This window comes from Burkholderia sp. BCC0397 (assembly GCF_902832865.1).
In the GTDB taxonomy this organism is placed as follows: Bacteria; Pseudomonadota; Gammaproteobacteria; order Burkholderiales; family Burkholderiaceae; genus Burkholderia.
The window spans coordinates 910,914-937,136 of record NZ_CADFDL010000001.1 but is presented as its reverse complement, the minus strand read 5'-3'; the positions used below and the strand labels follow the sequence as shown (position 1 = coordinate 937,136).

Sequence of the window (26,223 nt, the reverse complement as noted above, 5' to 3'; positions counted from 1 at the left end):
GGCCGCACCGCGCGTGCAGCGCGGTTGAAGCCGCGACGTCAGAGCGACGCGCGTGGCGTCGTCGCGTAGCGTCGCTCGTAGAGCGACTGGCAATGCGTGCAGCGTTCGGCGGTCGGGCGCGCCAGCAGGCGCTCGTAGCCGACCGAGCCGTCGCAGTCGATGCATTCGCCGTAACTGCCGTCGCGCATCCGCTGATGGGCGCGGCCGATCGCGCGCAGCTCGGTCAGCTTCATGCCGATCAATGCATGATCGACGTCGACGAACAGGTCGGCGTTCGCCTCGTCCCCCTCGTCCGGCGCCGCGCCGGCAAGGTCCGCATAGGATTCCGACGCGCGGTGGTCTTCGCTCGTGCGGATCTCCGCACGCAGCGCCTGCTCGCTCTCGTTCAGCCGCAGCTTCAGCGTCTGTCGTTGTTGTGGGTCGAGCGACATGGCCGTCTCTCCTGTTCCGGGTTCCGCGCGAAAAAAGAGCGGCGCGCGGTATCGCGCCAGTGCGCGGCATGCAGGCATGACCTGCGCCGTCGCATCCGGATGGGCGGCCGGACGTGCGAAACGCCGGACGCATTCGACGCAGGATAAACCCATTGAACACGCGTGTGTTGACCGGAATCAGCGGCCGGCCACCCGGCCGAAAATCGGGGACCGACGCGAAAACACGGCGTCGCCGGATTGGTCTGACGCAGACGCTTCCGGCATCGATCGCGCCGTGGCGCTGAACGGCGTCACCAACCGTCAGGCATCGGAACGGACGATGTCGAGCAACGCGCGCGCCGAGCGTTGCCAGCTGTACTGTTGCGCATGCTCGCGGCCCGTCGTGCGCAGCCGCGCACGCAGTTCGGGATCGTCCATCACGCGAGCGATGGCTGCGGCGATATCCGGCGGCGAATAGGCATCGCAGAACAGCGCCGCCCCGCTACAGACTTCCGGCAGCGAACCTTCATGCGACACGATGACGGGGCAACCGCACCGCATCGCCTCGAGCGGAGGCAGGCCAAATCCTTCGTACAACGATGGAAAAACGAAGCAGCCCGCATGCTCGTACAGTGCCTTCAGTTCGCCGTCGGTCACGTAACCGGCCCATGTCACGTACGGATCGCCTTCGCGCAGGCCGGCCTCGCGGACACCGAATATCTTCGCATTGGCGCCGCCCGCGATCACGAAGCGCAACGTCGGGTGCGACGCCCGCATCAACGCGATCGCGGCCAGCGCCCGCACGAGGTTCTTGCCGGGCGCGAGCGACCCGACGAACAGCACGTAGCCGTCCGTCTCGAGATTCAGGCGCGCCAGCACGCCGGGGTCGGCATCGATCCGGTCGATGTGGTCGACAGCGCCCGGCACGACGGACAGCCGTGCAGGCGGCACTCCCAGCCGCGCGGCCAGCCGCGCCCGCGAGAAATGCGACACCGTGACGATATGGCGCGCGCGCCGCTTCAGGATCGCGAACGCGAATCGGTACCACAGGCGAAAGGCGAACGAATAGCCGGCCGGCAGATCGAAAATCGCCGCATCGTGAATCATCAGCAACTGATCGCGCTTCGCCAGCGGGCCGATGTTGCACAGGCTCAGCAGGGTCCGGCCACGCGTCGTGCGCGGCAACGTCCACTGTTCCCACAGCGTGCCGTGCCAGCGTCCGGCGGCCTGCGACCGCGCGCCGCCCGGCATGGCTGCCGGATCGTGATCGGGCGGCACGACGAGCGACGGCGCGTCGTCGGCGCTCGCGATGCGCGCGAGTTCGGCCGTCAGTTCGTAGGCCACGCGCTGCACGCCCGTCATGCGCTGCGCCGTGAATTTTCCGTTGATCGCGAGGCGGCGCAAGCGCGCGGTGTACGCGGCGGTGCCGACACTCCGCTCCGCACGTGCTTCCTGCAGTACCGATGCGCTTCGCTCCCGAATCGACGTTGACATGATCGTGACTGCTCCGATGGCTGCGGCGTGATGAAGCGCCGCCGGACACCCCGCTGCGCGAGATGCTGCTGTGCCGTCAGTGTGTCCGCCGCCGTCGCTCCGGTCGGTACGTTCGACCGCACAACCTACGGCTTCCGCTGCGCTTACGTATCGTCAGAACGCATTGCGCCCGATGAAGCCGCGCACCACCGTCATCAGGATGATCTTGATGTCGAACCAGAAGCTCCAGTTCTGCATGTAGAACAGATCGAACTTCACGCGCGCCTCCATCGCCTCGACCTTGCGCGTCTCGCCGCGATAGCCGTTCACCTGGGCCCATCCGGTGATGCCGGGCCGCACGCGGTAGCGGTACATGTAGCAGTCGATCAGTTGCCGATACAAATCGTCGTGTTCGATCGCGTGCGGACGCGGGCCGACCACCGACATCTGCCCGAACAGCACGTTGAAGAACTGCGGCAGCTCGTCGAGCGACGTGCGCCGCAGGAACGCGCCGACGCGCGTGATGCGCGAATCGTTGCGGGACGCCTGCCGCAGGACACCCGGCTGCGCGCGATGCACGCGCATCGTCCGAAACTTCAGGATATGGAACTCGCGGCCGTCGACGCCCTTGCGGCGCTGCCTGAACAGCACGGGCCCCGGCGACGACAGCTTGACCGCGATCGCCAACATCGTCAGCAGCGGCAGCAACGGAATCAGCACGCCGAACGCGAACAGCCGGTCGAACGCGAACTTGGCCCACAGCTCCGGCGCGGAGCGCGGCGTGGTCGCGAGATTGATCGCCGGCATGCCGAGCACGTCGGTCGCGGAGCGATCGACGACCGCCATCTGCCGCACGTCGGGTAACAGCCGCAACTCGACGAACTCGTCGCGCAACTCGCGCACGATGCGCTGGATCCGCCATTCGTGCGACATCGGCAGCGTCAGCCAGACTTCGTCGATGTCGCCGCCGCGAATCAGGTCGCGCAACGCGTTCCAGTCGTCGATTACCGGCACGCCGCCGATGCCGCCCGCGGCGGCCTGTGCATCGTCGTCGAATACGCACGCGGCCACGAAGGGGCCGTTCGGCGCGAGCTGCATCCGCTCGATCGCCACGCGCCCGTAAGCCGTTGCGCCGACGACGGCGACGCGGCGCTGCCGCGCACGCGGGTCGCCGCGCGTCAGCGCGAGCGCCAGCAGCGCCGCGCGGCCGAGCAGCAGCGCCGCGTCGCCGGCCAGCACCGTGCGCACGATCCAGCGGGTCGTCACCGTGCCGCCGCGATTCATGATCCACATCGTGCCGGCCACCGTCAGCACGCTCGCGCACACCACCGCCACCAGCGTGTGCGTCAGCACCTGCGCGCCGCCCTGCACCGCCACGCCGCCGCGCACGGTGCGCAGGTAGCGCGGCAGCAACGCCACCGTCAGCACGCACAGCAGCGCGATCGCGCCGCGCTGCGCATCGGACAGGTCATGCCATCCGAGACCCGACGCCGCCTGCGCGACGAGCGCCCCGGCCAGCACGAGCACGACGTCGGCCGCCGCGATCGCGGCGCGCCGCATCGCATTCGTTCCACTCGACATCGACTGCATCGTCACGCACCGTGTGCGGGGAATCCGCGGTGCCCGTCCGGCATGCGCGGGCGAACCGTCGCCGGCATCGCATTGCCGCGGGTGCCGAGCAACCGGCGATAGTCGGCGCAAATCAGCTCGTAGCATTCGCACGCCTGATGTTCGAGGCCGTGCCGGTCGAGCACCGTGATGCGGCCGCGGCGTTGCCGGATCAGCCCGGCTTCCTGCAGGTTCCCGGCCGCTTCCGTCACGCCCTCGCGCCGCACGCCGAGCATGTTCGCGATCGTCTGCTGCGTCACGGTCAGCTCGTCGCCGTCGATCCGGTCGTGCGCGAGCAGCAGCCAGCGGCTGAGCTGCTCGCTGACCGAGTGATGCCGGTTGCACAGCGCGCTGCGCGAGATCTGCGCCATCGTCGCCTGGCAGGTGTTGAGCAGCAGCCGGTAGGTCTGCGCCGACCGCTCGAATTCGGCGCGCATCACGCAACTCGGCACGCGATAAGCCATTCCGCCGATGCGCACCTCGACCCGGCTCGACGCAGCGAGGCCGCCGACCAGCGTCCCCAGCCCGACCACCCCTTCACGGCCGACCACCGCCACCTCGACCATCGCACCGTCCTCCATCAGGTGCTGGACCGACATCATCGCCGTCGTCGGAAAATGCAGATGGCGCATCGGCTCGCCGACCCGGTCGAGCATCCCGGCCTTGATCCTGACCAGTTCGAGATGCGGTGCGATGGCGCGGATGCTGTCCTCCGGGAGGGCAGCAAGGATGGCGTTCGCCGAATAGCTCGAGTAAAGATGAAGCATGTCTGTATCCCTTTTATCGTCCGCGCCGCCTGCAGCAGCAGGCACGGAACTCGTTATCGCGATGCGCGTCCGGACATTGACAGCGGTTGCGGCCCACAACCCTGAATCCGACTAACCATCGGCTTGTCAACGCCGAATTGAGTCGACTGCCCCGTTTCGACACGCCAACCCGAATAAGCGATTTACGTGCCAATAGCCGCCTGTCCTTAATATATGAATCACGGTCGATTTAAATCACCCCGATAACCGACCCCAAATCCAAAAAAATGTCTCATTTCCGGACACTCTTCCACGCGACGGACACAGCGCGCCATTCGACTGATCAAATGCCACGCACCGGACCCGGGTAGCTGGCTGGCGGCTGCGATGCTTATCGTTCAAATACTTACAGCCGATTTTCAATTGTTTCCTTGATGTGCAGCGCAGCATTTCCCGGCGTCACCGCACCTCACACGCTCGTTTCAAACTGTCTCAAATTTGAATCTGCACACTAATTCGAGACTCTGTTCGCTATCGCACATATCACCTACAAACCTTTGATTCAAATGACAAATAATGCGAGCCCCATTTATTTGTCAAATAATGTTCAATACCTTCCAGCCACTTGCGCCGTACGATTCACCAAGTTGTCCGATTGATTCCCGGTCGACATAGAATGACAAGCAAGCTCACGATTCCATTTCCGGATGATTAATTCCGGAAAAAGGAATCCTTAAATCGAAATAACGTTTGCGCCCAATCGCAATCGTCAAACTTTGTGAAATGGCAAAATGCGGAATTGTTCGAATTCAATTGCGTGCTAGCCTTTTTTGCGAGTATCGTCATTCCGTTTTTGATCAACGAAAAGTCCGCACGATCGTGCTAAATCCCGTTCCGGGATTTGCCGAGACGACGCGCGACCGCCAACCTGCGAGGATGTGCCGTGACTCACCAGACCGCCGACACCGTCGCGTATGCGAACGGCATGATCGAGCTTTCCCACAGCTTCGACGCCAACCGGTTTCTCGCGGCCATCGACCGCGAAGAACTCGCCACGCTGACACCCCACCTGCAACTCGTTCACCTGAAATCCGGGCAGGTGCTCTGCGAACCCGGCGAAATGCTCGCCGCGGTCTACCTGCCGGTCACGACCGCGATTTCGCTGCAGTACGTGTCGTCCGGCGGCATGACGCTGGAAGTCGCGGAGATCGGCAGCGAAAGCGTGGTCTGCGACGACGTGATCGGCGGCAGCGGCCGGATGCCCTGCCGCGCGGTCGCGTGTCGCGACGGTTTCGTCTACCGGCTCGACCGGCGCGTCTTCGCGGCCGCGTTCGATGCGTCGCCGGTGATCCGCCATCTCGTGTTCGTCTGCGTGCGGCTGCTGATGGCGCAGGTCGCGCAGATCACGTTCTGCAGCCGTCATCACGTGCTCAAACATCAGTTATGCAGATGGTTCCTGCTCGCGTTCGACCGCACGCGCAGCATCGAGATCCAGGTGACGCACAGCATGCTCGCGCAAATGCTCGGCGTGCGGCGCGAAACGGTCACGGACGCCGCCGGCGAAATCCAGAAGCTCGGCCTGATCCGGCAATACCGCAGCTCGATCGAGCTCGCGGATCTCGACGGCCTCGAAAAAATGTCGTGCGGCTGCCGCACGATCGTGCGCGACGAGATGAAGCGCATCCTGTCGGCCGACTCGGGCGTGCCGGCCGCGTCGCGCGCGTGACCGGCCCGCCGGACCGGCGCGGCGCTTCGGCGCCGCCCGCGTGCCGGGTCAGCTGTTTGTAGGGTGGCGAACAGAACGCCGTGCCTGCCGATGGTCTACTGATGCCGGACTGCCGGGGGGATGTCAGCGCTTATCGCGCGTCTGCCCGAGCGGACGACACCACGCACGCCGGAGCAGCACGTGAAAAACGAAATCAGAACCATCCTGAAGCACGTCGCCCACCTTGAAGCCGCGATCGATTCGATCGGTGACGGGGACGACCTCTACGAAGCGGGCCTCTCCTCGCTCGATACGATCCAGCTGATGCTCGCGATCGAAAAGCAGTTCAACATCGAGATTCCCGACGAGATGCTGAACCGCAACCTGTTCCGCAGCATCGACGCACTCGCGGACACGATCGCCACGCTGCAACGCACCGAGCACTCCGCATGAGCGCGCTGCTTCCCGAACTCGCGTCCGACAGCGATTCGCATCGCCTCGACGAGGCCGCGCATGCCGTCGCGCAGATCGCCGCCCAGCATGCCGATGCGGTCGATCGCGACGCGCGCTGCCCCGTCGAGGCGATCGAGGCGATGCGCTCGCGCCGGCTGCTCGGCGCCCTGGTGCCGACCCATCTCGGCGGCGCTGGCGCGTCGCTGGAAGACATCGCGTCGGCCTGCTCGATCCTCGGCCAGGCGTGCGCATCGTCGGCGATGGTGTTCGCGATGCACCAGATCCAGGTGGCCTGCATCGTCGACCACGCCGCCGACCAGGGCTGGCACAAGCTGTTCCTGCAGCAGCTCGTGCGTCACCAGTGGCTGCTCGCATCGGCCACGTCGGAAGACGGCGTCGGCGGCAACCTGCGCGCGAGCCAGTGCGCGCTCGAAATCGACGGCGGCGGGTTCCGGCTGCACAAATCCGCGCCGACGATCTCGTACGGCGACTACGCGGACGGCATTCTCGCCACCGCGCGACGCGATGCGGATGCGCCGGCTTCCGAGCAGGTGCTCGTCACGCTGCTGCGCGACGGCTATACGCTCACGCGCCGCGGCGAATGGGACACGCTCGGCATGCGCGGCACGTGCAGCAACGGCTTCGTGCTCGACGCGCAGGGCGCCGCCGTGCAATGCCTGCCGGTGCCGTTCGCGAAGATCGCCGAGGAAACGATGGTGCCGGTCTCGCACATCCTGTGGGCCGCGGTGTGGATCGGCGTGGCCGGCGACGCGTTCCATCGCGCGCATCAGTTCTTCCGCGCGCAGGCGCGCCAGACCGACGGCGCACCGTCGCCCGCCGCGCGACGCATCGCCGAATCGCTCGCGCTGATGCAGGCGATGCAGGCCCGCGTCGACAACGTGCTGCGCCTCCACGCGAGCGCGTCGGCCCGCTCGTGGTCGGCCGGCATGGCCTGGGCCGCCGAGATCAATACGCTGAAGACCTATGTATCGGCGACCGCGCTCGAAGTCGCGCAGCAGGCGATGATGATCTGCGGGATGGCCGGCTACAAGCAAGGCACGCCGTTCAGCATCGGCCGCCACATTCGCGACCTGCACGCGGCGCCGCTGATGATCAGCAACGACCGCATTGCCGCCAACACTGCGAGCCTGTTGCTCGCGCTGCGTCCCGCGACGCTGGAGAAACATACGTGAACGATCGCCTCGTCGTGCCCTCCGCCGCCCCTGTTCCCGCCGACGCACCGCTCGACCGCGCGGGCGTCAATCCGCTGCGCGACGCGCTGATCGACGCGGGCCTGCTGGTTTCGACCGGCATCCAGGGCCTGTTCGGCCGCAGCGAACGATTCGAGCGCGTGGTCGAAGCGCTCGACGCGTTCGTCACGCGCATCGGCGCCGACCAGCAGGCCGAAGTGCTGCGCTTCCCGCCGGCGATGAGCCGCACCGAGTTCGAGCGCAGCGAATACATGAAGAGCTTTCCGCAACTGGCGGGCAGCGTGCACGCATTCTGCGGCGACGAACGCCAGCACCAGCGCGTGCTGCAATGCCTCGATCGCGGCGACGACTGGACCGAAAACCAGAAACCGACCTACGTCGTGATGACGCCGGCCGCGTGCTACCCCGTGTATCCCGTCGTCGCGCGCGCGGGCGCACTGCCCACAGACGGCCGGACCGTCGACGTGTTCTCGTACTGCTTCCGTCACGAACCGTCGCTCGACCCGACCCGCATGCAGTTGTTCCGGATGCGCGAGTACGTGCGGATCGGCACGCCCGAGCAGATCGTCTCGTTCCGCGAGACGTGGATCGAGCGCGGCACGCAAATGATCGAAGCGCTGCGCCTGCCGAATGCGATCGATCTCGCGAACGACCCGTTCTTCGGACGCGGCGGCAAGATCGTCGCGAACAGCCAGCGCGAGCAGAACCTGAAGTTCGAGCTGCTGATTCCGATCGAGCACGACGACCGACAGACCGCGTGCCTGAGCTTCAACTACCACATGGACCATTTCGGGCTGCTGTGGGACATCCGCACCGCGACGGGCGACGTCGCGCACACGGGCTGCGTCGGCTTCGGCCTCGAGCGGCTCACGCTCGCGCTGTTCCGCCACCACGGCTTCGACATCGACGCATGGCCGCAAGCGGTCCGCGACGTGCTGTGGGGCGCGCGATGAGGTTCGTTTCCCGCGACGGGGAAGACGCGTCGTTCGAGAGCGTGCGCCACCGCGCGCGCCATTACCGGCCGCACCCGCTGCACAGTCAGGAGATGGTCTGGAAGCAGACCAACTGCTATGTCGACATGTGGCTCGAGGTGCTCCGGTGGTGGGGCCTCAATCCGTATGCGGCGCTGCCGTTTACGATCGCGCTCGATTTCGAGGGCGACCAGTTCACGTTCTTCAAGTTTCCGCATGACGAGCTGGAGCGGCTCTACGGGATCGTCGTGCAGGAACATTCGATCTACGAACCGCTCGACCAGCACATCGAGACGCAGGTCGCGCGCGGCCACCTGATGATCGTCGAGGTCGACGCGTGGTTCCTGCCCGATACGCGCGGCAGCAGCTACCGCACGCAGCACACGAAGACGACGATCGGCATCGACGCGATCGACCGCGCGAAGCACCAGATCGGCTACTTCCACAACAGCGGCTATTACGTCGCCGAGGATTTCGACTACAACGGGCTCGTCGGCGCCAGTTCGCCGATGACGCTGCCGCCGTACGTCGAATGCGCGAAGCGGCGCTTTGCGCCGCTCGACGAGCGCGCGCTGTGCGAAGCCTCGCTCGCCGCGTTGCAGCGCCACCTGCGGCGCCTGCCGGTCGTCGATCCGATCGCGGCGTTCCGCCGGCAGTTGCAGACCGACGCGCAGATCCTCGCGGAAGCGCCGCTCGAACACTTCCATGCGTACTCGTTCAATTCGGTGCGGCAGCTCGGCGCGAATTTCGAACTGTTCGGCCACTATGCACGCTGGCTGCAGGCGAGCGGCTGCATCGGGCCGTTCGCCGAGATCCGCGCCGCGTGCGATCGCATCGCGTCCGAAGCGATGGTGCTCGAATTCCGGCTCGCGCGCGCGTGCGCACGCGGCAAGGAAGAACGCGGCGATTCGACGCTCGAAGCGATCGGGGCCGCGTACACCGACCTCGTCGCGTGCGCGCGGCAGATCGGCGCGCCGCTGCGGCACGTGACGCCCGTGCGCGTCGACACGGCGCCCGTGTCGGCCATGCGGTGACGCGCGCGCGCGCCCTGCCCGCGTGGTCGATGCTGGCGACGGCCGCGGGCGCCGTGCGCGAACCGCGCGACCTCCCGGCCGACCACGGCGGCTGGATCGCGGCGCCGGTGCCCGGCACGGTCGCGCAAGCGCTCGCGCTGGCCGGCCGGCTCGACGAAGCCGCGTCGCTCGACGAGCGCGACCACTGGTACCGCCTCGAGTTGCGTGGGCGCGGGCCGCGCATCCTGCGCTTTCACGGCCTCGCGACGCTCGCCCACGCATGGCTCGACGACACGCCGATCCACCGCTCGGACAGCATGTTCGTCGCCCACGACGTGCCCGTGTCGCTCGACGGCACGCACCGGCTGACCGTCTGTTTCCGCGCGCTCGCGCCGCACCTGCGCGACGCGCGCGCACCGCGCCGTGCGCGCTGGCGCACGCGGCTCGCCGAACCGGCCGCGCTGCGCACGATCCGCACGTCGCTGTTCGGGCACATGCCGGGCTGGTTTCCGCCGTATGTGCCCACCGGCCCGTGGCGGCCCGTCGACGTGCTCGATCCGGCCGACGGGCCCGTTCTGGCCGATTGCAAACTGCATGCGCGCGTCGAAGGCGACACGGGCTGGCTCGACGCGGAGCTGACGTTCGCCGCGCCGCTGCCCGACGCGCTCGCGGCGCGGCTGTCGTGCGGCGACCATCTGGCGACGCTCGAACGGGCCGGCGCCGACCAACTGCGCGCAAGCATGGCGATACCGAACGTGCGCCGCTGGTGGCCGCATACGCACGGCGAACCGGCGCTCTACGAGATCGCGCTGCATATCGGCGCTACGCGCCGGCCGCTCGGCTCGACGGGTTTCCGCACGATCGACATCGATGCCGGCGCCGACGGCAAGGGGTTCGGGCTGCGCATCAACGGCGTGCCGGTGTTCGCGCGCGGCGCATGCTGGAGCAGCGCCGCGCCGCTCGCGCTGCACGCGGACGATGCGACCTACGGCCGCCTGCTCGGGCTCGCACGCGACGCCGGCTTCAACATGATCCGCGTCGGCGGCACGATGACCTACGAGGCCGACGCGTTCCACGCCTGGTGCGACCGGCTCGGGCTGCTGGTCTGGCAGGACTTCGGTTTCGCGAACTTCGACTATGCGCTCGACGATCCCGCGTTCGCGGCCAACGTCGATCGCGAAGCGAGCCAGTTCCTCTCGCGTCACGGCGCTTCGCCTTCGCTTGCGGTGCTGTGCGGCGGCAGCGAGATCGCGCAGCAGGCCGCGATGTCGGGGCTCGGGCCGAAGCAGCGCTTCCTCGAGCTGACGGCCGACCGGCTGGCCGGCCACGCGGCCGCGCACCGCCCCGATGTCCCGTACGTGCCCGATTCGCCCGACGGCGGCGTGCTGCCGTTCACGCCGCGCGAACGCGTGTCGCACTACTACGGCGTCGGCGCGTACCTGCGTCCGCTCGACGACGCGCGCCGCGCAGACGTGCGCTTTGCGAGCGAATGCCTCGCGTTCGCGAACGTGCCGTGCGATGCGACGCTCGCGGAACTCGGCTGGCCCGGCGTGCACGAGCCGCGCTGGAAGGCGGCCGTGCCGCGCGACCCCGGCACGTCGTGGGATTTCGACGATATCCGCGACCACTATCTGCAGACGCTGTACGACGTCGCGCCCGACCGGCTGCGGCGCGAGGATCCGGCGCGCTATTTCGAGCTGTCGCGTGCGGTGATCGCGGACGTGATGCGTGAGACGTTTTCCGAATGGCGGCGCACCGGTTCGCGTTGCGCCGGCGCGCTCGTGTGGCAGTTCCAGGACGTGATGCCGGGCGCCGGTTGGGGCGTGATCGACGCCGCGCAGCGGCCGAAATCGGCGTGGTATGCGCTGCGCCAGGTGCTGCAGCCGATCCAGGTGCTGCTCGTCGACGAAGGCCTGAACGGGCTCGACGTGCATGTCGTCAACGAGCGCCCCGCGCCGCTGTCGGCCGCGATCGAGCTGGTCGCGCTGCGCGACGGCCGCACGCCGGTCGCACGGGCCGGCTGCCCGGTGCGGATCGCCGCGCACGACACGGTGCGGCTCGGCTCGGCCGAGTTGCTCGGCCGCTTCTTCGACTGGACCTACGCGTACCGTTTCGGCCCGTGCGAACACGATACGGTCGTCGCGACGCTGCGCGCCGACGACGGCACGCTGCTGTCGCAGGCGTTCCATTTTCCGTCCCGCACGCATCCGGCCGTGCTGGCGCGTCGCGAACCCGGGATCGAGGCATGTGTATCGCGCACCGGCGACACGTGGCACGTCGACATCGACACGCGGCACGTCGCCCGCCACGTGCAGATCGACACGCCGGGTTTCATGCCGAGCGACGACTGGTTCCATCTCGCGCCCGGCACGCCGGCGCGCATCGCGCTCATTCCATGGCGAATCGACGGGAAGCCCGCGGCGGCTGACGACCATGCGCCGCCCGCGGTGGAAATCCGGGCCGTGAATGCCGCGCGCGCGGTGCGGGCCACCCCGGCCGGCTGACACGACGCTCGCGGGCCGCCGCGAGCGTCAGGCTGCCGCGTATCAGTCGGACGAGCCCGTACCGCGCGGTCGCTCGATGCCGTACGCCTCCATCCAGCGATACAGCGTCGCGCGCGACACGCCGAGTTCGCGCGCGGAAGCGGCGACGCGCCCGCGCGTGCGCAGCAACGCGGTTTCGATCGCCTCGCGCTCGATCGACTTGCGGATGTCGGCCACCGACGGCGACGCCGCGTCGAGACAGTATTCGAGCTCGAGATCCTGTGCGGTGATCAGGCGCCCTTCCGTCATCACGACCGCACGGCGCACGCGGTTGATCAATTCGCGGACATTGCCCGGCCAGTCGTGCTTGTAGAGCGCCGTGATCGCATCCGTCGAGAACCCGCGCACGCGATGGCGCGCATCGCCGCGGAAGCGTTCGAGCATGTGGTGCGCGAGCAGTTCGATGTCCTTGCCGCGCGCGCGCAGCGGCGGCTGGTCGATGCGCATCACGCACAGCCGGTGGAACAGGTCGGCGCGAAAACGCCCTTCCTCCATCGCATCGCGCAGATCGACGTGCGTCGCCGACACGATCCGGACATCGACCGGCACCGGATCGCTGCCGCCAAGACGATGAATCGAACGTTCCTGCAGAAACCGCAGCAGGCTCGCCTGGCTTTCGTGCGGCAGGTCGCCGATTTCGTCGAGCAGCAGCGTGCCGCCGTTCGCGGCCTCGACGTAGCCGATCTTGCGCGCGTTCGCGCCGGTAAACGCGCCGCGCTCGTAGCCGAACAGTTCCGATTGCAGCAGATGCGGCGGAATCGCGCCGCAGTTGACCGCGACGAACGGGCCGTTGCGCCGCTCCGAATGACGGTGGATCGCGACGGCCGTGAGTTCCTTGCCGGTTCCCGTTTCGCCGAACACGAACACCGGTGCGTCGGTGCGCGCGAAACGCCGCACCGTATCGAACAGCCGCAGCATCGCGCTGCAGGTGCCGACGATGCCCTTTTCCTCCGATTCGAGCTGTTCGCGATCGCGCGCGAACAGGCATTCCATGCCGTAGGCATGACCGACCGTATCGGCGATCCGCTGGTGCGACGCCGGCAGCGTGACGTAGTCGAAGCAGTAGTCGCGCAACAGCGCGCGCACGTTCGGCGAGGCGGTCTGGCCGACGTCCACGAGCGCCACCCAGACGACGTCGCGCATCGACGCGCAGGTCGACGCGATGCTGCCGATCGCATCGGCGTGGCCGCCGCTCAAGTCGAGAATGCCGCAGGTAATTTCGCCGGACGTGTCGCGCAGCTCGTTCGCATGCGCGACGACCGACACTTTCCAGTCGCGGCGCGACAATTCCTTTCGCAGCATCACGGACGGCGACTGCGTCCAGTAAATCAGCGGACGCTGCCCGTTACCGTTCCCCGCGCCGGCGCTCTTATCGCGCGTTATTGGCATATTCATAACGAACCATCATTTTCTGCACTCCGCGAACCGTTCGCGTGCGCTGCGGCCGGCGGCGCATGGCCACCTTTGCGCGCTGCGTTTCCGCAGCCTTGGCGAAGATCGAAACTGCACACGGCGAGAACCCCCGGAGGTCGAGCCGGATGTCATCCGGCCTCATTGTCATCGAACTCGAACGGAATGCGCGACTGCAGGAGCCATGACATTCCGGCTTTGAAGCGACCCGCCGTCAGGCGGGGCACGTCGGCAAACGGAAACGCCGGCCGCATGTGCGTCGCGTCGTACACGACGGTCGCGCCCGATGCTGAACCGGAGGACTGCCAAACCGCGCCCGGATTGACCGCCCCATTTCATCCGTACCTGAATCTACACCCCGTTTCGAGTTGGCCTTGTTACTAAAAGATAAACGTGAATCAGTCGGTTACGCTGCCCGTGGCTCCCGCGCTGCACGCTTTTGACCACTGAGATTTGATTATCTCTGACCATTCGCGTCAATCAGTGGCAAATACTACTTTTCTGCAAGATAGGCACCGTCGATTCCGCGTGATTTTCATCGAAATCCGTCAAAAACCGCCACCACCGCGTCCAGCGCGCGCATAATCTCGTGCGCCGCCGGTCGGCCATACCGCCTCGACATGGTGCAGGGGCCGCCGGACCGTTACATGCCGTAATCAACCGGCACGAGCGCCGCTCAGGTTCGCAGCGCCGTCTCGCCATGCCCGACCGATGGATCGCACGTGTCGCCCGCAGCCGACACGGGGCCGCCCGCCGTGACACCGGCGGGACCGGCCATCTCCTCCTGCAGCGCAGCATAGCCGTCCATCACGAAGCGGGTGAATTCGTCCCGAAAGCGCGCCGAACCGAAGTATTCGGCATTCGCGCGGCACGCGTGCGGATCGATGGCCCCCCGCGGCAGCGCTTCGAAACGGGCAAGCGCGTCGAGCAGCGCATCCACCGTCTGCGCGTGGTAGAACAGGCCCGTTGCGCCGGTGCCGGGCCACGCGCGCACCGATTCCCGCACGCCGCCCTTGCCGTACGCGAGCACCGGCGTGCCGCATGCCTGCGCCTCGACCGGCGAAATGCCGAAGTCCTCTTCCGCCGCAAACACGAAGGCGCGCGCACGCTGCAGGTGGTCGTGCAGCACGTCGAACGGCTGGTAGCCGAGCAGCGTGACGTTCGGCGCTGCGAGCGCGCGGATCTTCGCCATCTCCGGCCCGTCGCCGATCACGACGAGGCGGCGTTCCGGCGTACGCGAGAATGCGTCGACGATCAGGTCGATCCGCTTGTACGGCACGAGCCGCGATGCGGTCAGGTAGAACGCGTCCTTGTCGGCGCGCGGCGACAGATGATCGACGTCGACCGGCGGATAGATCACCGTCGCATCGCGCCGGTAGGTCTTGCGGATGCGGCGTGCGACGAAATGCGAATTCGCGGCCACGCGATCGACGCCGTTCGCCGAGCGCGCATCCCAGTTGCGGATGTAATGCAGCAGCGCCCGCGCGATCGCCGATTTCGGCCCGCGTGCGAGGCCGGCCTCGTTCAGGTATTGGTGCTGCAGGTCCCATGCATAGCGCACCGGCGAATGCACGTAGCTGGCATGGAACTGGTCCGGGCCGCTCAGTACGCCCTTCGCGACCGCATACGAGCTCGATAGCACGACGTCGTATGCCGACAGGTCGAACTGCTCGATGGCCAGCGGAAACAACGGCAGGTAACTGCGGTAGCGCGTGCGCGCGAACGGGAGCTTCTGGATGAACGACGTGCGCACCGCGCGGCCGCGCAGGCAGTCACGATCCTCGAGGAAATCGACGAGGCTATGGACATCGGCCTGCGGAAAGCAGTCGATCATGTGCGCCAGCACGCGCTCGGCGCCGCCCGGCACGACCAGCCAGTCGTGAACGATTGCAATCTTCAAGTCCCGCTCCCGATTCTTCATTGACGTTCGATATGGACGAGCCGCGCAACGCGGCCGCCATGCCGTGCCAATTATCGGAAAGCACCGCCACGATCGATGTGTGCTACCGCACAGTGCGCTGTTGTCGGTGCGCCGGGACCGGCGTACCGCACACAAGCCGACAAACCGGCACGTGAGTGCGCTTTCGAACAGACCGGCACGCACGGCATCCGCATCATGATCATCGTCGCACCGCACCGGACGAACGCGTCCCTGCGGCACGGTGTGCTGAAGGTTTCACACGAGGACAGCATCATGGAATGGCATTGTTGTGAATTCGAACATCTGAGCGCCGTCGATCTCTATGCAATCCTGCGCGCACGCAACGCCGTGCTCGTCGTCGAGGATGCGCATACCCATCTCGACATCGACGGCAAGGACGCGGGCGCTTTGCACGTCTATGCAACCGCGTGCAACGGCGACGCGGCGGAAGTCGCGGCCTATGCGCGCATCCTGCCGGGCGACGACATCGACCCGGACGTCGTGATCGACAAGGTACTGACGAGCGAAGCGTGCCGCGACGGCGACACGCTCGAGCACCTGCTCGAACGTGCTCTGACCGCCGCGCTGGCCGCGTGGCCGGACGCCGCGCTGCGCATGCACGTCCCTGCGTCGCGTCAGGCGTTCTACAAACGCTTTGGATTCCGAAAGGCATACGGACCGTATCTCGAACAGGGCGCGCCGTTCGTCGGCATGATCCGGCCGGCCGGCCGTGCCGCCGGCGCGCTGCGCCAGCTGCTGTCCCGAGCCGTTTCGACGCCCCGGCCCCGAACCGAAGACACACGCGCCGACGGGCGCGTACACAACCGGCTGTCCGCCAATACCGGAGCCAACCGATGACCCGCACCCTACGCCCGGTTCCCGAACCCGATTTGCCACGCATCCTGCCCGTCATCCTCGCCGGCGGTTCCGGCACGCGCCTCTGGCCGCTGTCGCGCGAACAATATCCGAAGCAGCTGATCGAATTGACGTCGAACGAATCGCCGCTGTCGGCCACCGCGCGCCGCCTGAACGGCATCGAGAACGCCGCGCTGGGCGACACGCTGTTGCTGGTGTGCGGCGAACAGCATCGCTTCATGAGCGCCGCGCAAGTGGTCGATCGCGCGGCGCCCGCGCGCATCCTGCTCGAGCCGGCTGCCCGCAACACGGCACCGGCTCTCACGCTCGCCGCGCTCGACGCCAGCGTGCTCGAGGACGACCCCGTGCTGGCGGTGATGCCGGCCGATCACGTGATCGCCGATGTCGGCGCGTTCCAGGACGCGATCGCTCGCGCGGCCCGTTACGCACAGGAAGGCGCGATCGTCACGCTCGGCGTGCTCCCACGCCGCGCGGAAACGGGCTACGGCTATATCCGGGTCGGCGAGCCGCGTACGAGCCGCCATGGCGGACAAGGCGGTTATTCGATCGGACGCTTCGTCGAGAAACCCGACGCGGCGCTCGCCGAGCGCTACCTGCAGTCGGGCGACTACTGGTGGAACAGCGGGATTTTCGTCACGCGCGCATCGGTCTGGCTCAAGGCGATATGCGCACTGGCGCCCGAGATCCATGCGGCCTGCGAGTCGGCATGGCGCGCGGGCGTCTCCGACGATCCGTTCTTCCGGATCGACGCGGCGGCGTTCGACGCCTGCCCGTCCGACTCGATCGACTACGCGGTCATGGAGCGCCTCGCCGACAGCAGCGAACTCGGCATCGAAGGCATCGTGGTACCGCTGTCGGCCGGCTGGTCGGACGTCGGCACGTGGGATGCGATCTGGGAAATCATGCCGAAGGACGATCACGGCAACGTCGCGCGCGGGCCGATCGTGTTCGAGGACACGCAGGACAGCCTCGTGCGATCGGAGGGCCGTCTGATCGCGTGCGTCGGGATGAAGGATGTCGTCGTGATCGAAACGCCCGACGCGGTGCTCGTCGCGAACAAACACGACGTACAGCGCGTGAAGAACATCGTCGCCCGCCTGAAGAGCGATCGATGCCCGCAGGCGAGCGAACACCGAAAGGTGCAGCGTCCGTGGGGGCATTACGATTCGATCGATCTCGGCGAGCGTTTCCAGGTGAAGCGGATCGTCGTCGAACCGGGCAAGCGGCTGTCGCTGCAGATGCATTATCACCGCGCCGAACACTGGATCGTCGTGCGCGGCACCGCAAGGGTGACGCGCGGCAACGAGACCTTCCTGCTCAGCGAGAACGAGTCGACGTATATCGCTGTCGGCGAAGTCCATCGTCTCGAGAATCCCGGCCGGATTCCGCTCGAGATCATCGAGGTGCAATCGGGCAACTATCTCGGTGAAGACGATATTGTGCGCTTCGACGACCAGTATGGACGTCCGGTCGAGGCACTGCCCTTGCAGCCGGCATAGCGGGACGGCGACATCGACCGACAGGCGCGTCGCGCCTTCAGTCGATGTCGCTCCGCGACCGGCGGGATCCTCCGCCGAATTCGCGGACATGCGGCAACAACGAGACACGCGCGCCAACCACGTCCGGCGCGACCGTCCGGGAATGAAGCACTGACGCGCACGGCGCCGCTTTCGCATCGGCGACAGCGCAATCCTGCCCGGGACCGACCCGCACCGGCATGCCGCGAACGTCCGACAATCGATTGTCCGCGAGCTGGACGCCCGATACGTTTCCCCACAAGCGAATGCCGTCGAACCGCGCCTGCGACACGCGATTGCCGATCACGGCCACGCGCGTCACCGAGCCTGACCATGTGCTGACATCGATCGCGGCCTGCTGCGTCAGCGGACGTGGATCAGTGCGCTTGGCCGCGACCTGGATAGCCGAAATCTCGTTGTTCTCGACCCGGATGTCGGACGCGCCGTAGGTCCGGTAACTGTCTTCCTGCGCAACGAGGATCCCCGCACTGACCTGCACGTCGCGCACGATGTTGTTCGAGATCGTCACCTCCGCGCCGCCGACCACCGTGATCCCGCGCCCCCACGTATTGCCTTCGACCGCGTTGCCGGTAATGAGCACGTTGCGGGTCAATGCCCCGTCGGCCAGATAGCTCACCACGGCAATCATGTCGTCACCCGTACCGCGCACGACATTGCCCTGAACCAGCACATTGCGCGCGCCGTGCGTCATGTGAATGCCGTCGGCGAATGTCGACAGGACCCGGTTGCCGACGATCGCGACGTCCGCTCCGCCAAACACGAATATGCCCGCGCTGGCGCCGCCTTCGATGATGTTGTCGAGCACCTGCACGTCACGCCCCGTCACCTCGATCTTGGTCGATTCGGGCGTGTCCAGACGTGTCGCGCCGGTTCCCTTGAGATGAAAACCGGCGAGCGTCGCCCCGTCGCCCCGCATCTCGATCGTCTGATTGCCGGGGACGGTCGCGATCAGCGTTGCGCCGAAACCCGCCAGCACGACCTGCCGCTGCCGCACCACCAGCGAACGGCCGACCACATACCGCCCGGGCGCGAACACCATTCGCTGGCCCGGCTGCAGCACGTCAAGCGCGTGTTGCAGCTCGTCAGCCTGATCGGCTGCGCCCGGGGCGGGATGAACGTACACGGCCGGCAGGTCCGCATGAACCGCACGCGGTGCGGGTGCGCCGGATACCGCCGCGGCGAACCGCGGACACGCCAGCCCGCCGAGCAGCACGATGCCGGCGATACCGGTGCATACTCGAAACAGGCATGGCGATCTGCGCATATCGAATCGTTTCCATGAAATACCCTGGCGCACGTGGCGGGCCCCTGCCCGAACCGCCGCCAGTCAGCCGGCAAACGCATCAGCCGGTTGCATTACCGGACGCGAGCACCTCACCTCGCCGACGCGACGTAAGCGTACGCGCGAGCTTGACGAACGGCGCTTCGCACAATCGGTAGCCGGCCCACGACAATGGAATCAGAGGCACGAGCGGGACGATCATGTAAAGACCGAGCGGCCATCCGACGATGTGGAAACGCTGGCACATCCAGTACGCGAAAAAAAGCGGAAGGCTGTGCAACAGGTAGACCGAATAACTGACCTTGCCGAGCCATGAAAGCGGACGAATGCGAAGCTTCAGCACGGTTGCGAGTATCGCGAATGTCGCGATACCGATCATGTAAGCGAGCGAAATCGGAAGGTGAAACGTGTTGTGATGTCGCCAATCATCGATGGCGCCCGCGAGCCCGATACCGAAGACCGGTATCGTCACCAAGGCGACCGCCGATCGGTAAGTCAGGGAGAGTCGAGACAGTGCACCGCTTCTGGCCAGTCTGACATGCAGCAGTTGCGAAGGGTTGTCGTACGCCTGGCGAAAGCAGGCCCCCCAGAACATGATGCCGAGGTGATACGGCATGGTCTTGTACTGGCTGAGAAGATCGGCAGGGAACACGTGCAATACGAGCGTCGACACGAACAGCCCACATAACGCGACAGTGACGACACACAGCTGGAGCATCCGGTGAAGCGCCTCGCACCAGAACAAAATCAGGCACACCCCGTAAAAATACAACTCCGTTTCCAGCGTCCAGCCGTGCGGCAGGATCAGGCTTTCCCCGAACGCAGCCGGAATCATGGTCACATTTGCCAGAATGCCAGGAAGGTCCATTCTTTTATCGAACAAATACCAATGGACGAAATACCCGGCAGGCAGCGCCAGCCAATAGGCAGGATAGAGCCGAAGGAATCGCCGCACGAGGAAGCGCTTCGTGCCGGCGCCGATCTCGCCGTGCAGGCTGGTCGGAATCAGCATGCCGCTGATCGCGAAGAAAATGACTACCCCGATTCTCCCGAAATTCACCGAGCGTTGCAGGGTGTCCAGTACATGCTGGGAACCGGCAATGGGGACGAACCGTTCGGCATAGTGCGTCCATATGACGAGTATCACCGCAACGGCACGCATCGCGTCGATATGGTGAAACCGCTCCGAACTCATTGCTTTTGACATGGCTGGAATGGTGAAGATCGAGGCACGAGGCGGCTCGTCGACAACATCGGACAATCCGCTTCCGGCATTGACGAAACAGACCGAAACGCCCCATACATGTTCATGAACAAGCGAGTGTCCGCGGCAGCCGAGCATGCTTCGACGACCTGATCGCGGCGCACATCGCTCGACGACGGAAACATCGGATCGACGACAGCGCTCCGGATTGCCGGTCCGGGTTCATTTGGGATCCGAATGCTTCGCATCGACCCAATACCACCAGGCGAGTGCGAGAACCGCATAAAAAGCCGTGCGCGAGCCGAACATCATCCAGTATTCGCCTTGCTGAACGGCGAAGGTGGCATATGAAAATACCTTCGCCATCAGCCAAAGCATCACGACTCCACCGCGCATCGCCACCAGAATCTGGAGCGCACCGAGCGCGCCGTACACGAGGCCGGTCATCGCGACAAAGAGCGCGCCTCCGGCATAGCCGAACCAATACACCGGCACGGCCATGTTCCCCATCGTGAAGGTCACGTCGTCGAACATGTAGGCCCTCAGCACGCTCGGCTCGGTGTACGACTTCATCAAGTCGCGCAAGCCGCTCGGTTCGGAATTGGCGAAAAAGGTGGGCATCGTCCAGGAGCTGAGAGAGCTCACGAAACGCCAGAATGCCTCCGTGCCACCAAGCCTCGGTGCCGTGAACATATGCGCATCGTTGTCGACCACGTACCAAGGCTGGGCCTGCAGCAGAAAGCGCGAAGAGAGCATGTCGGCGACCTCGAGCCCCTGGCCCCTGTACGAATAAACAATGGAAACGGCACCGAGCAGGAGCGCCAATCCGGCACCGATACCGAGATAGCGGACAACCGGCTTGCCGTTCATCGCATGAATCGAAATGAACGGCGCCAGCGAACACAGCCCGATATGAAGCACCGCCATGAATTGTTCGCCGTGCATCACGTTCAGCACCAGGTCGACAGCCATCGTCAGAATCGCCGCCGCGCGGATGCGCTTGTCGGAACTGGTGGCGATGGTGCCCAGCAAAAAGCCCATGAAGGACTGATTGTTCAGGAACAGGTTGAACATCATCCCGTTCGACGAATCGTTGCGCAGCGCATATCGATTGATGCCTGAAAATAGCGAGAACCCTGACGTCAGGCCCGCGATCACGCCGATCGCGATAATCGTCGCCGCGAGCCCGAACCCGATCGCGATGCTGACCGGTTGCAACGTGATCCGCGCCCGGATCAATTCACGCTTCGGGCGTTCGTCCAGGAATCGATCAAACGCAGCAAGCGCGCAGACGACGAAAACCAGATAGAACGACAGGAGACGGCTGAACGCCCCGGTCGCGTCACCGATGACGTCGGTTTCGGTCAGATAGCCGCCGCCCTCCAATCCCACGCCCGCCAGGAATGCGGTCATCGCGATCGCCAGCACGTAAAGCATCGACACGGCGAACACCGGACGCGACCTGACCAGGGCGACGAGCCCCAGTGTTGCCAGCACCAACGTGCAGAGCGCACTCGATTCCTTCATTCCGAGCGCCGGCATCGCCGCGTTGAACAACAATGCAAGCGTGAACAGCGTCAATGCCATCACGCCGGTCGCGGATACGAAGCCGCCGTTGCCGTCCCATGTTCCCGTCGGTTTATCCATCGTGCCGCAACCCGAAATTCGCTCCATTCTTCATGCACCGGCACCATGCAGCCGTGAGCCGATCGCCGACGACGCGTTCTTCCCGCCACGGCCCGATGACGCATTTACCGCGCTGCGTGCCCGTTCCGCTCACGCAGCGCTTTTGAGCAGTTCCTTTCTTACTCGTGCCCATGCCCTGAACAACAACGTATCGGATGCCACGTGGCGAGCCTCGGCCTGCGTCCGGCTTTCCTTCGCCTGTCGGCGCGCATTCGTGTAATAACGATGGCGAAACGGCGAAGGCTCGAAGCCGTTGAACACCAGGCCATCGACATCCGCGCCGAGCCTGTTCAGGCTCTCGACCGCTTCCGCCACACCCGCGTAGCCGGCCGAACCCTGGCGTACCACCATCAACGTAATATCGGCCACCCTCGACAACATGGCGACGTTTGCTGCCGGACGGGCCAACGGCGCATCCACGACGATCATGTCATATTCGTCTCGTAGCGACGCGAGCAGCGCCGCCAGTTTCTCGGCGCCGTGCAGGTTCCGCCCGGGCTTGACGTCCTTTCCGGCAGGCAACACGTCAAGATTGTCATGCACGCGAGCGATCGCCTTCCCGAGATCGAGCGAGCCTTTCAGCACGTCCGACAAACCCTTCTCGACTTTCATCGGCAAGCATCGCTCACGACTCGCCGGGCCCGCATCGGCACGCACAAGCAAAGTCTTGAGATTGCTTTCCGAGAACATGCAGGCAAGATTGGCGGTGATCATCGACCTGCCCTGCCCCGGCTCGGAAGACGTGAGCAGAACGACCTGTGACTTGCCTCGCGCCTCGGTCGTCTTGCAACGCAACAGCAAGGCCAGATTCGCCATCGCTTCGGCGAGCGGCATATCGGGTTGCTCCGTCACGGCCATGAACGCCGACCTGTCGTTCGAGTCGGCCTCGATCTGTTGCGGCGATGCCGGGAGTACGCCAAGCATCGGTACGCCGGCCATCGTTTCCAGCTGCCTCGGATCGCGAACGCGCCCGAAGAACAATGCATAGCCTTGAGCCACGGCAACGCCCAGGATCAGTCCGACCGCCGCACCCAGCACGATCACGAGCATGCGCTTCGGCCGAATCGGCTTGTCGCTCACTTCGGCCTTGTCGATGATGGACGCATTGCCGACCGTGCCGGCTTTCGCGATCTGCAACTGCTGCGTGTTGTTCAGCAGCCCGACATAGAGCTGGTTGTTGACTTCGACATCGCGCGCCAACCGCAAATAGGTCTGCTGTTGCGACGGCAAGTGCGCCACCTTGCTTTTCAATTCGGCCGACTGCTGATCGAGCGTCTTCAGCTTATTGACGACGGCCGCGATCTGGGGCTGTCCGGCAACGTACTTCGACGACAAGTCCTGATACTCGAGCTTGGCCTCGAGCCGCGCCTTGTCCACCAGCGCCAATTGGTCGATGAGCAACCTGACATCGCCCTGCGAATCGATCGAGCCTTGCGCGTTGCGAAACGTATTCAGCGCCTGCTCTGCCTGCTCCAGCCGCGCCTTCACCGCCGGCAGCTGTGTCTGAAGGAACGCGAGGCTGCGCTCGGCGTCCTCTGAACGCCGTCTCGAGTTGACATCCAGATAAGCTGCCGCAATGGCGTTGAGCAGTCGCGCAGCAAACACCGGATCGGGATCCTCGAAATTCAGCTGCATGATGCCCGACTGGCGTTTCGTTTCCGCGCCGCTCAGCTTGGTCAGGACCGCGTCGAGTCGCACGGGCGTAGCAACCCGCCGGACACGAAACGTCGTGCCCGCGCGCGCCACGATCCGCGACACGTCCACGCGATAACCGTTACCTTCGCTCGGCTGGCCGATCACGCCCTTCAACACCTCTTGACCATCGCTGTTCTTCAACAGGAAGCGGTTGCCTTCGAGATAATCAAACTCGAGCTTTTTGCCGAGCTGTGCATCCGGGACGTCGAATTTACGGAATTCGACTTGTTCACCGCCCCACGCCCAGAACGGGGTATTGAACAACGGGATGACGAGACCATTCGCATCTTTCGACAGGATCGAGTCGAGAAAACCACCCACGAGCGGAATCCGGTTACTGACCGAAACTTCAGCCTGCGCGACGATTTCGTCGATCGCCTGGGTGACGACCGTGCGCGAGCGAGCGATGTCGATTTCACCGATTACGGCAGAGTTCTGAATATCGAGCGCACTCGAAATCTCCGAAAGCGAACCCAGCGCGCTATGCTTGTTTTCCTCGACTTGTATCAACGTGTCGGCAGAGTAAATCGGCGTAGCCGAAATGGCATACACCAATGCCAGCAGAAGACACCCGATGAAAACAACAAGAAACGTCTTTCGATATTCAAATACATTTTCCAGCAATTCGGTTAGCGTAAAGCGAGACGCGTCGCGAGAAATATTTCCCGCTCCGTCCCGGTACTCATTAGATGAAGGTCTATCCAATGCCATGCATCACTCCCAAATTGCCACCTTGCCGGGCTTCACGTGGCGCGCGTGCGTTGATCACGCCTCTCGCGATGCGCACCAGGTGGCGCCATCCCGCGCGCCTGCGTTGCATCCGACCACGGGGCGGTAAAAAGTGCGCCGCACGAGCCCTGCGCCCGGAATACCCATTTTTCTGTTTCACCGGACCACTATGCGATAAATGCCCGGCGCGCTAAGTGCGATGGCTTACATTAATAGCCACCGAGCGCGCCAATCACTGGGTTGCCAACCTGTCTCGTGCTATGTTAAGTGGCCGTCGTTTCCCGTTCCCGCAAACCATGCCAATGCCGTGGCTTGGCGGATCAATCAGACACACGGCCATCGAAATCAGTGTGTCGAGACGAGAAACCTCGGAAAGCCGAAGGCACGGCCAGCATTAAATTGATTTAAATTCTTTTAAATACGGGTCATATCCGGCCGGCAGATTGACCCGTTTACCATGCTGAATGACGACATGAACAAGCACCAGCTATTCGATACGCCCGCGCTGAAAAAGAACGACCATGCAGTGCGTCGAATGCGCGCCGCGCTGTCCGTGGCGATTTCCACCCTGCTCTCCGCCTGTGCGTTTGCGCCCGGCCAGCACATGGCAGGGCCGGCTGCATTGCCGGTCACGACCGCCGACAATGGCGACGTGACCAGCGACATGAAGGTCCCGGTCAAGCAGATCGACCTGACGCTGATCAATCAGATTCATACGGAGCAGAAGCACCGCCCGGCGTGGCCGATCCCGAGCAACCTGCTCGGCAAGCCGAGTGGCTACAAGCTCGGTCCGGGTGACGTGTTGCAAATCACGGTGTGGGATCACCCCGAATTCGCTGCCGCTGTCGGCCAGCCCGCGCAGAACACGAAATCCTCCGACGCAGCGCCCGGTTTCGTGATCGATAACGACGGCAACGTGCAGTTTCCGTACGTGGCGCGACCGATCCGCGCGGCCGGAAAGACCGCGGCGCAGGTCCAGCGGGAACTCGATGCCGAACTCAGGAAAGTGTTCATCAAACCACAAGTGACCGTTCGCGTGGCATCGTTCCGTGCCGAGCAGGTGTATGTGGACGGCGAAGTGCGCGCCCCCGGTTCGCAGACGATCAACGACATTCCGATGACACTGGTCGAAGCGGTCAATCGCGCCGGCGGCTTTGCGCCGACCGCGGATCAGAGTCGCGTGACGCTCACTCGAAACGGCGCGATCTATCCGGTGAATGTCGCGCAGATGATGAAGACAGGCAAGAATCCCGCCATGATCATGCTGCAGCCGGGCGACCTGTTGCATGTGGGTGCGCGCGACGACAATCCCGTCTATGTGATGGGTGAAGTGAACAAACCGGCGGCCGTGCCCCCGCTGCGCGACGGCTCGCTCACATTGAGTGCGGCGCTTTCGGAGGCCGGTCAGCTCAACCAGCAGACATCGAACGCCCAACAGGTCTTCGTGCTGCGCAAGGCCGCCGACAGCGAGCCGGTCATCTATCACCTCGACATGAAGTCGCCTGTCTCGATGCTGCTCGCGAATCAGTTCCCGCTCGCGTCGAAAGATATCGTGTATGTCGACAACACCGGGCTGGTCCGCGCGAGCCGCGTGCTGAACCTGCTGCTGCCGGCGATCAGCGCGGGATTGACCGGGGCGCTTGTCACCAAGTAATCGGCCTATCGGCCGGACGACAAAGGCAGCGCGGGTCGACTCGTATCGCACACCGGCAGCGGCGCGGAGGGATCGCGAATTCCACGCACCGCGCC

19 protein-coding genes are annotated in these 26,223 nt (G+C 65.1%); 9 read left to right on the top strand and 10 right to left on the bottom strand.

Annotated features, from left to right (window positions below):
• Window positions 1–38: 38 nt before the first annotated feature.
• The 4 genes from HWX03_RS04185 to HWX03_RS04170 all read right to left on the bottom strand — a co-directional run bounded on the left by HWX03_RS04185 (window position 39) and on the right by HWX03_RS04170 (window position 4,258).
• Window positions 39–431, bottom strand: coding sequence for a TraR/DksA family transcriptional regulator (locus HWX03_RS04185; RefSeq protein WP_175870345.1), 393 nt, complete (start codon window positions 429–431; stop codon window positions 39–41).
• A gap of 300 nt (window positions 432–731) precedes the next feature.
• Window positions 732–1,904 carry a glycosyltransferase family 1 protein gene (locus HWX03_RS04180; RefSeq protein WP_175870344.1) on the bottom strand — a complete coding sequence of 391 codons (1,173 nt, stop codon included), beginning with the start codon at window positions 1,902–1,904 and terminating at the stop codon, window positions 732–734.
• Between the two features lie 153 nt (window positions 1,905–2,057).
• Window positions 2,058–3,464 carry an undecaprenyl-phosphate glucose phosphotransferase gene (locus HWX03_RS04175; protein WP_175870343.1) on the bottom strand — a complete coding sequence of 469 codons (1,407 nt, stop codon included), beginning with the start codon at window positions 3,462–3,464 and terminating at the stop codon, window positions 2,058–2,060.
• 11 nt (window positions 3,465–3,475) lie between these two features.
• Window positions 3,476–4,258: a Crp/Fnr family transcriptional regulator gene (locus HWX03_RS04170; protein WP_175870342.1), complete on the bottom strand. Its 783-nt coding sequence runs from the start codon at window positions 4,256–4,258 to the stop codon at window positions 3,476–3,478.
• A 922-nt stretch (window positions 4,259–5,180) separates the two neighbouring features.
• Here HWX03_RS04170 and HWX03_RS04165 point away from each other — a divergent pair.
• The 6 genes from HWX03_RS04165 to HWX03_RS04140 all read left to right on the top strand — a co-directional run bounded on the left by HWX03_RS04165 (window position 5,181) and on the right by HWX03_RS04140 (window position 12,094).
• Window positions 5,181–5,963 carry a Crp/Fnr family transcriptional regulator gene (locus HWX03_RS04165; RefSeq protein WP_175870341.1) on the top strand — a complete coding sequence of 261 codons (783 nt, stop codon included), beginning with the start codon at window positions 5,181–5,183 and terminating at the stop codon, window positions 5,961–5,963.
• 180 nt (window positions 5,964–6,143) lie between these two features.
• Window positions 6,144–6,395 (top strand): acyl carrier protein, encoded by a 252-nt coding sequence (locus tag HWX03_RS04160; RefSeq protein ID WP_006490451.1) that lies wholly within the window; start codon window positions 6,144–6,146, stop codon window positions 6,393–6,395.
• Entirely contained in the window at window positions 6,392–7,588 is a 1,197-nt protein-coding gene (locus HWX03_RS04155) for an acyl-CoA dehydrogenase family protein (protein ID WP_175870340.1), read from the top strand. The genes HWX03_RS04160 and HWX03_RS04155 overlap by 4 nt, the downstream gene beginning before the upstream one ends.
• Complete coding sequence (locus HWX03_RS04150; RefSeq protein WP_175870339.1) at window positions 7,585–8,559, top strand: amino acid--[acyl-carrier-protein] ligase; 975 nt, start codon at window positions 7,585–7,587, stop codon at window positions 8,557–8,559. Before HWX03_RS04155 ends, HWX03_RS04150 begins: the two co-directional genes overlap by 4 nt.
• A complete protein-coding gene (locus HWX03_RS04145; RefSeq protein WP_174429011.1) occupies window positions 8,556–9,611 on the top strand; it encodes a DUF1839 family protein in 1,056 nt (351 codons plus the stop codon). Before HWX03_RS04150 ends, HWX03_RS04145 begins: the two co-directional genes overlap by 4 nt.
• Window positions 9,612–9,640: 29 nt before the next feature.
• Window positions 9,641–12,094, top strand: a complete 2,454-nt coding sequence (locus HWX03_RS04140) for a glycoside hydrolase family 2 protein (protein WP_244132570.1) — start codon at window positions 9,641–9,643, stop codon at window positions 12,092–12,094.
• A 42-nt stretch (window positions 12,095–12,136) separates the two neighbouring features.
• Here HWX03_RS04140 and HWX03_RS04135 read toward each other — a convergent pair whose 3' ends face one another.
• Together HWX03_RS04135 and HWX03_RS04130 are read right to left on the bottom strand one after the other, a co-directional pair.
• The gene (locus HWX03_RS04135; RefSeq protein WP_174388432.1) at window positions 12,137–13,528 is read right to left on the bottom strand and encodes a sigma-54 dependent transcriptional regulator; all 1,392 of its coding nucleotides are present in this window, start codon (window positions 13,526–13,528) and stop codon (window positions 12,137–12,139) included.
• A 691-nt stretch (window positions 13,529–14,219) separates the two neighbouring features.
• On the bottom strand, window positions 14,220–15,443 hold the full coding sequence (locus HWX03_RS04130; RefSeq protein WP_347879519.1) for a glycosyltransferase family 4 protein: 1,224 nt from the start codon (window positions 15,441–15,443) through the stop codon (window positions 14,220–14,222).
• A 216-nt stretch (window positions 15,444–15,659) separates the two neighbouring features.
• On the opposite strand from HWX03_RS04130, the gene HWX03_RS04125 reads away from it, so the two are divergent.
• Both HWX03_RS04125 and HWX03_RS04120 read left to right on the top strand, forming a co-directional pair.
• A complete protein-coding gene (locus HWX03_RS04125; protein ID WP_175870337.1) occupies window positions 15,660–16,322 on the top strand; it encodes a drug:proton antiporter in 663 nt (220 codons plus the stop codon).
• Window positions 16,319–17,839 carry a mannose-1-phosphate guanylyltransferase/mannose-6-phosphate isomerase gene (locus HWX03_RS04120; RefSeq protein ID WP_175870336.1) on the top strand — a complete coding sequence of 507 codons (1,521 nt, stop codon included), beginning with the start codon at window positions 16,319–16,321 and terminating at the stop codon, window positions 17,837–17,839. Before HWX03_RS04125 ends, HWX03_RS04120 begins: the two co-directional genes overlap by 4 nt.
• A gap of 37 nt (window positions 17,840–17,876) precedes the next feature.
• Here the strand turns inward: HWX03_RS04120 and HWX03_RS04115 are convergent, their stop codons facing one another.
• The 4 genes from HWX03_RS04115 to HWX03_RS04100 all read right to left on the bottom strand — a co-directional run bounded on the left by HWX03_RS04115 (window position 17,877) and on the right by HWX03_RS04100 (window position 24,456).
• Window positions 17,877–19,142 (bottom strand): right-handed parallel beta-helix repeat-containing protein, encoded by a 1,266-nt coding sequence (locus HWX03_RS04115; RefSeq protein WP_175870521.1) that lies wholly within the window; start codon window positions 19,140–19,142, stop codon window positions 17,877–17,879.
• A 79-nt stretch (window positions 19,143–19,221) separates the two neighbouring features.
• Window positions 19,222–20,367, bottom strand: coding sequence for an acyltransferase (locus tag HWX03_RS04110; RefSeq protein WP_175870520.1), 1,146 nt, complete (start codon window positions 20,365–20,367; stop codon window positions 19,222–19,224).
• A 219-nt stretch (window positions 20,368–20,586) separates the two neighbouring features.
• Window positions 20,587–22,011, bottom strand: coding sequence for a DUF6418 domain-containing protein (locus HWX03_RS04105; protein ID WP_175870519.1), 1,425 nt, complete (start codon window positions 22,009–22,011; stop codon window positions 20,587–20,589).
• 129 nt (window positions 22,012–22,140) lie between these two features.
• A complete protein-coding gene (locus tag HWX03_RS04100; RefSeq protein ID WP_175870335.1) occupies window positions 22,141–24,456 on the bottom strand; it encodes a GNVR domain-containing protein in 2,316 nt (771 codons plus the stop codon).
• A 490-nt stretch (window positions 24,457–24,946) separates the two neighbouring features.
• Here HWX03_RS04100 and HWX03_RS04095 point away from each other — a divergent pair, with 490 nt between their 5' ends.
• On the top strand, window positions 24,947–26,128 hold the full coding sequence (locus HWX03_RS04095; protein WP_175870334.1) for a polysaccharide biosynthesis/export family protein: 1,182 nt from the start codon (window positions 24,947–24,949) through the stop codon (window positions 26,126–26,128).
• The last annotated feature ends 95 nt before the right edge of the window (window positions 26,129–26,223 follow it).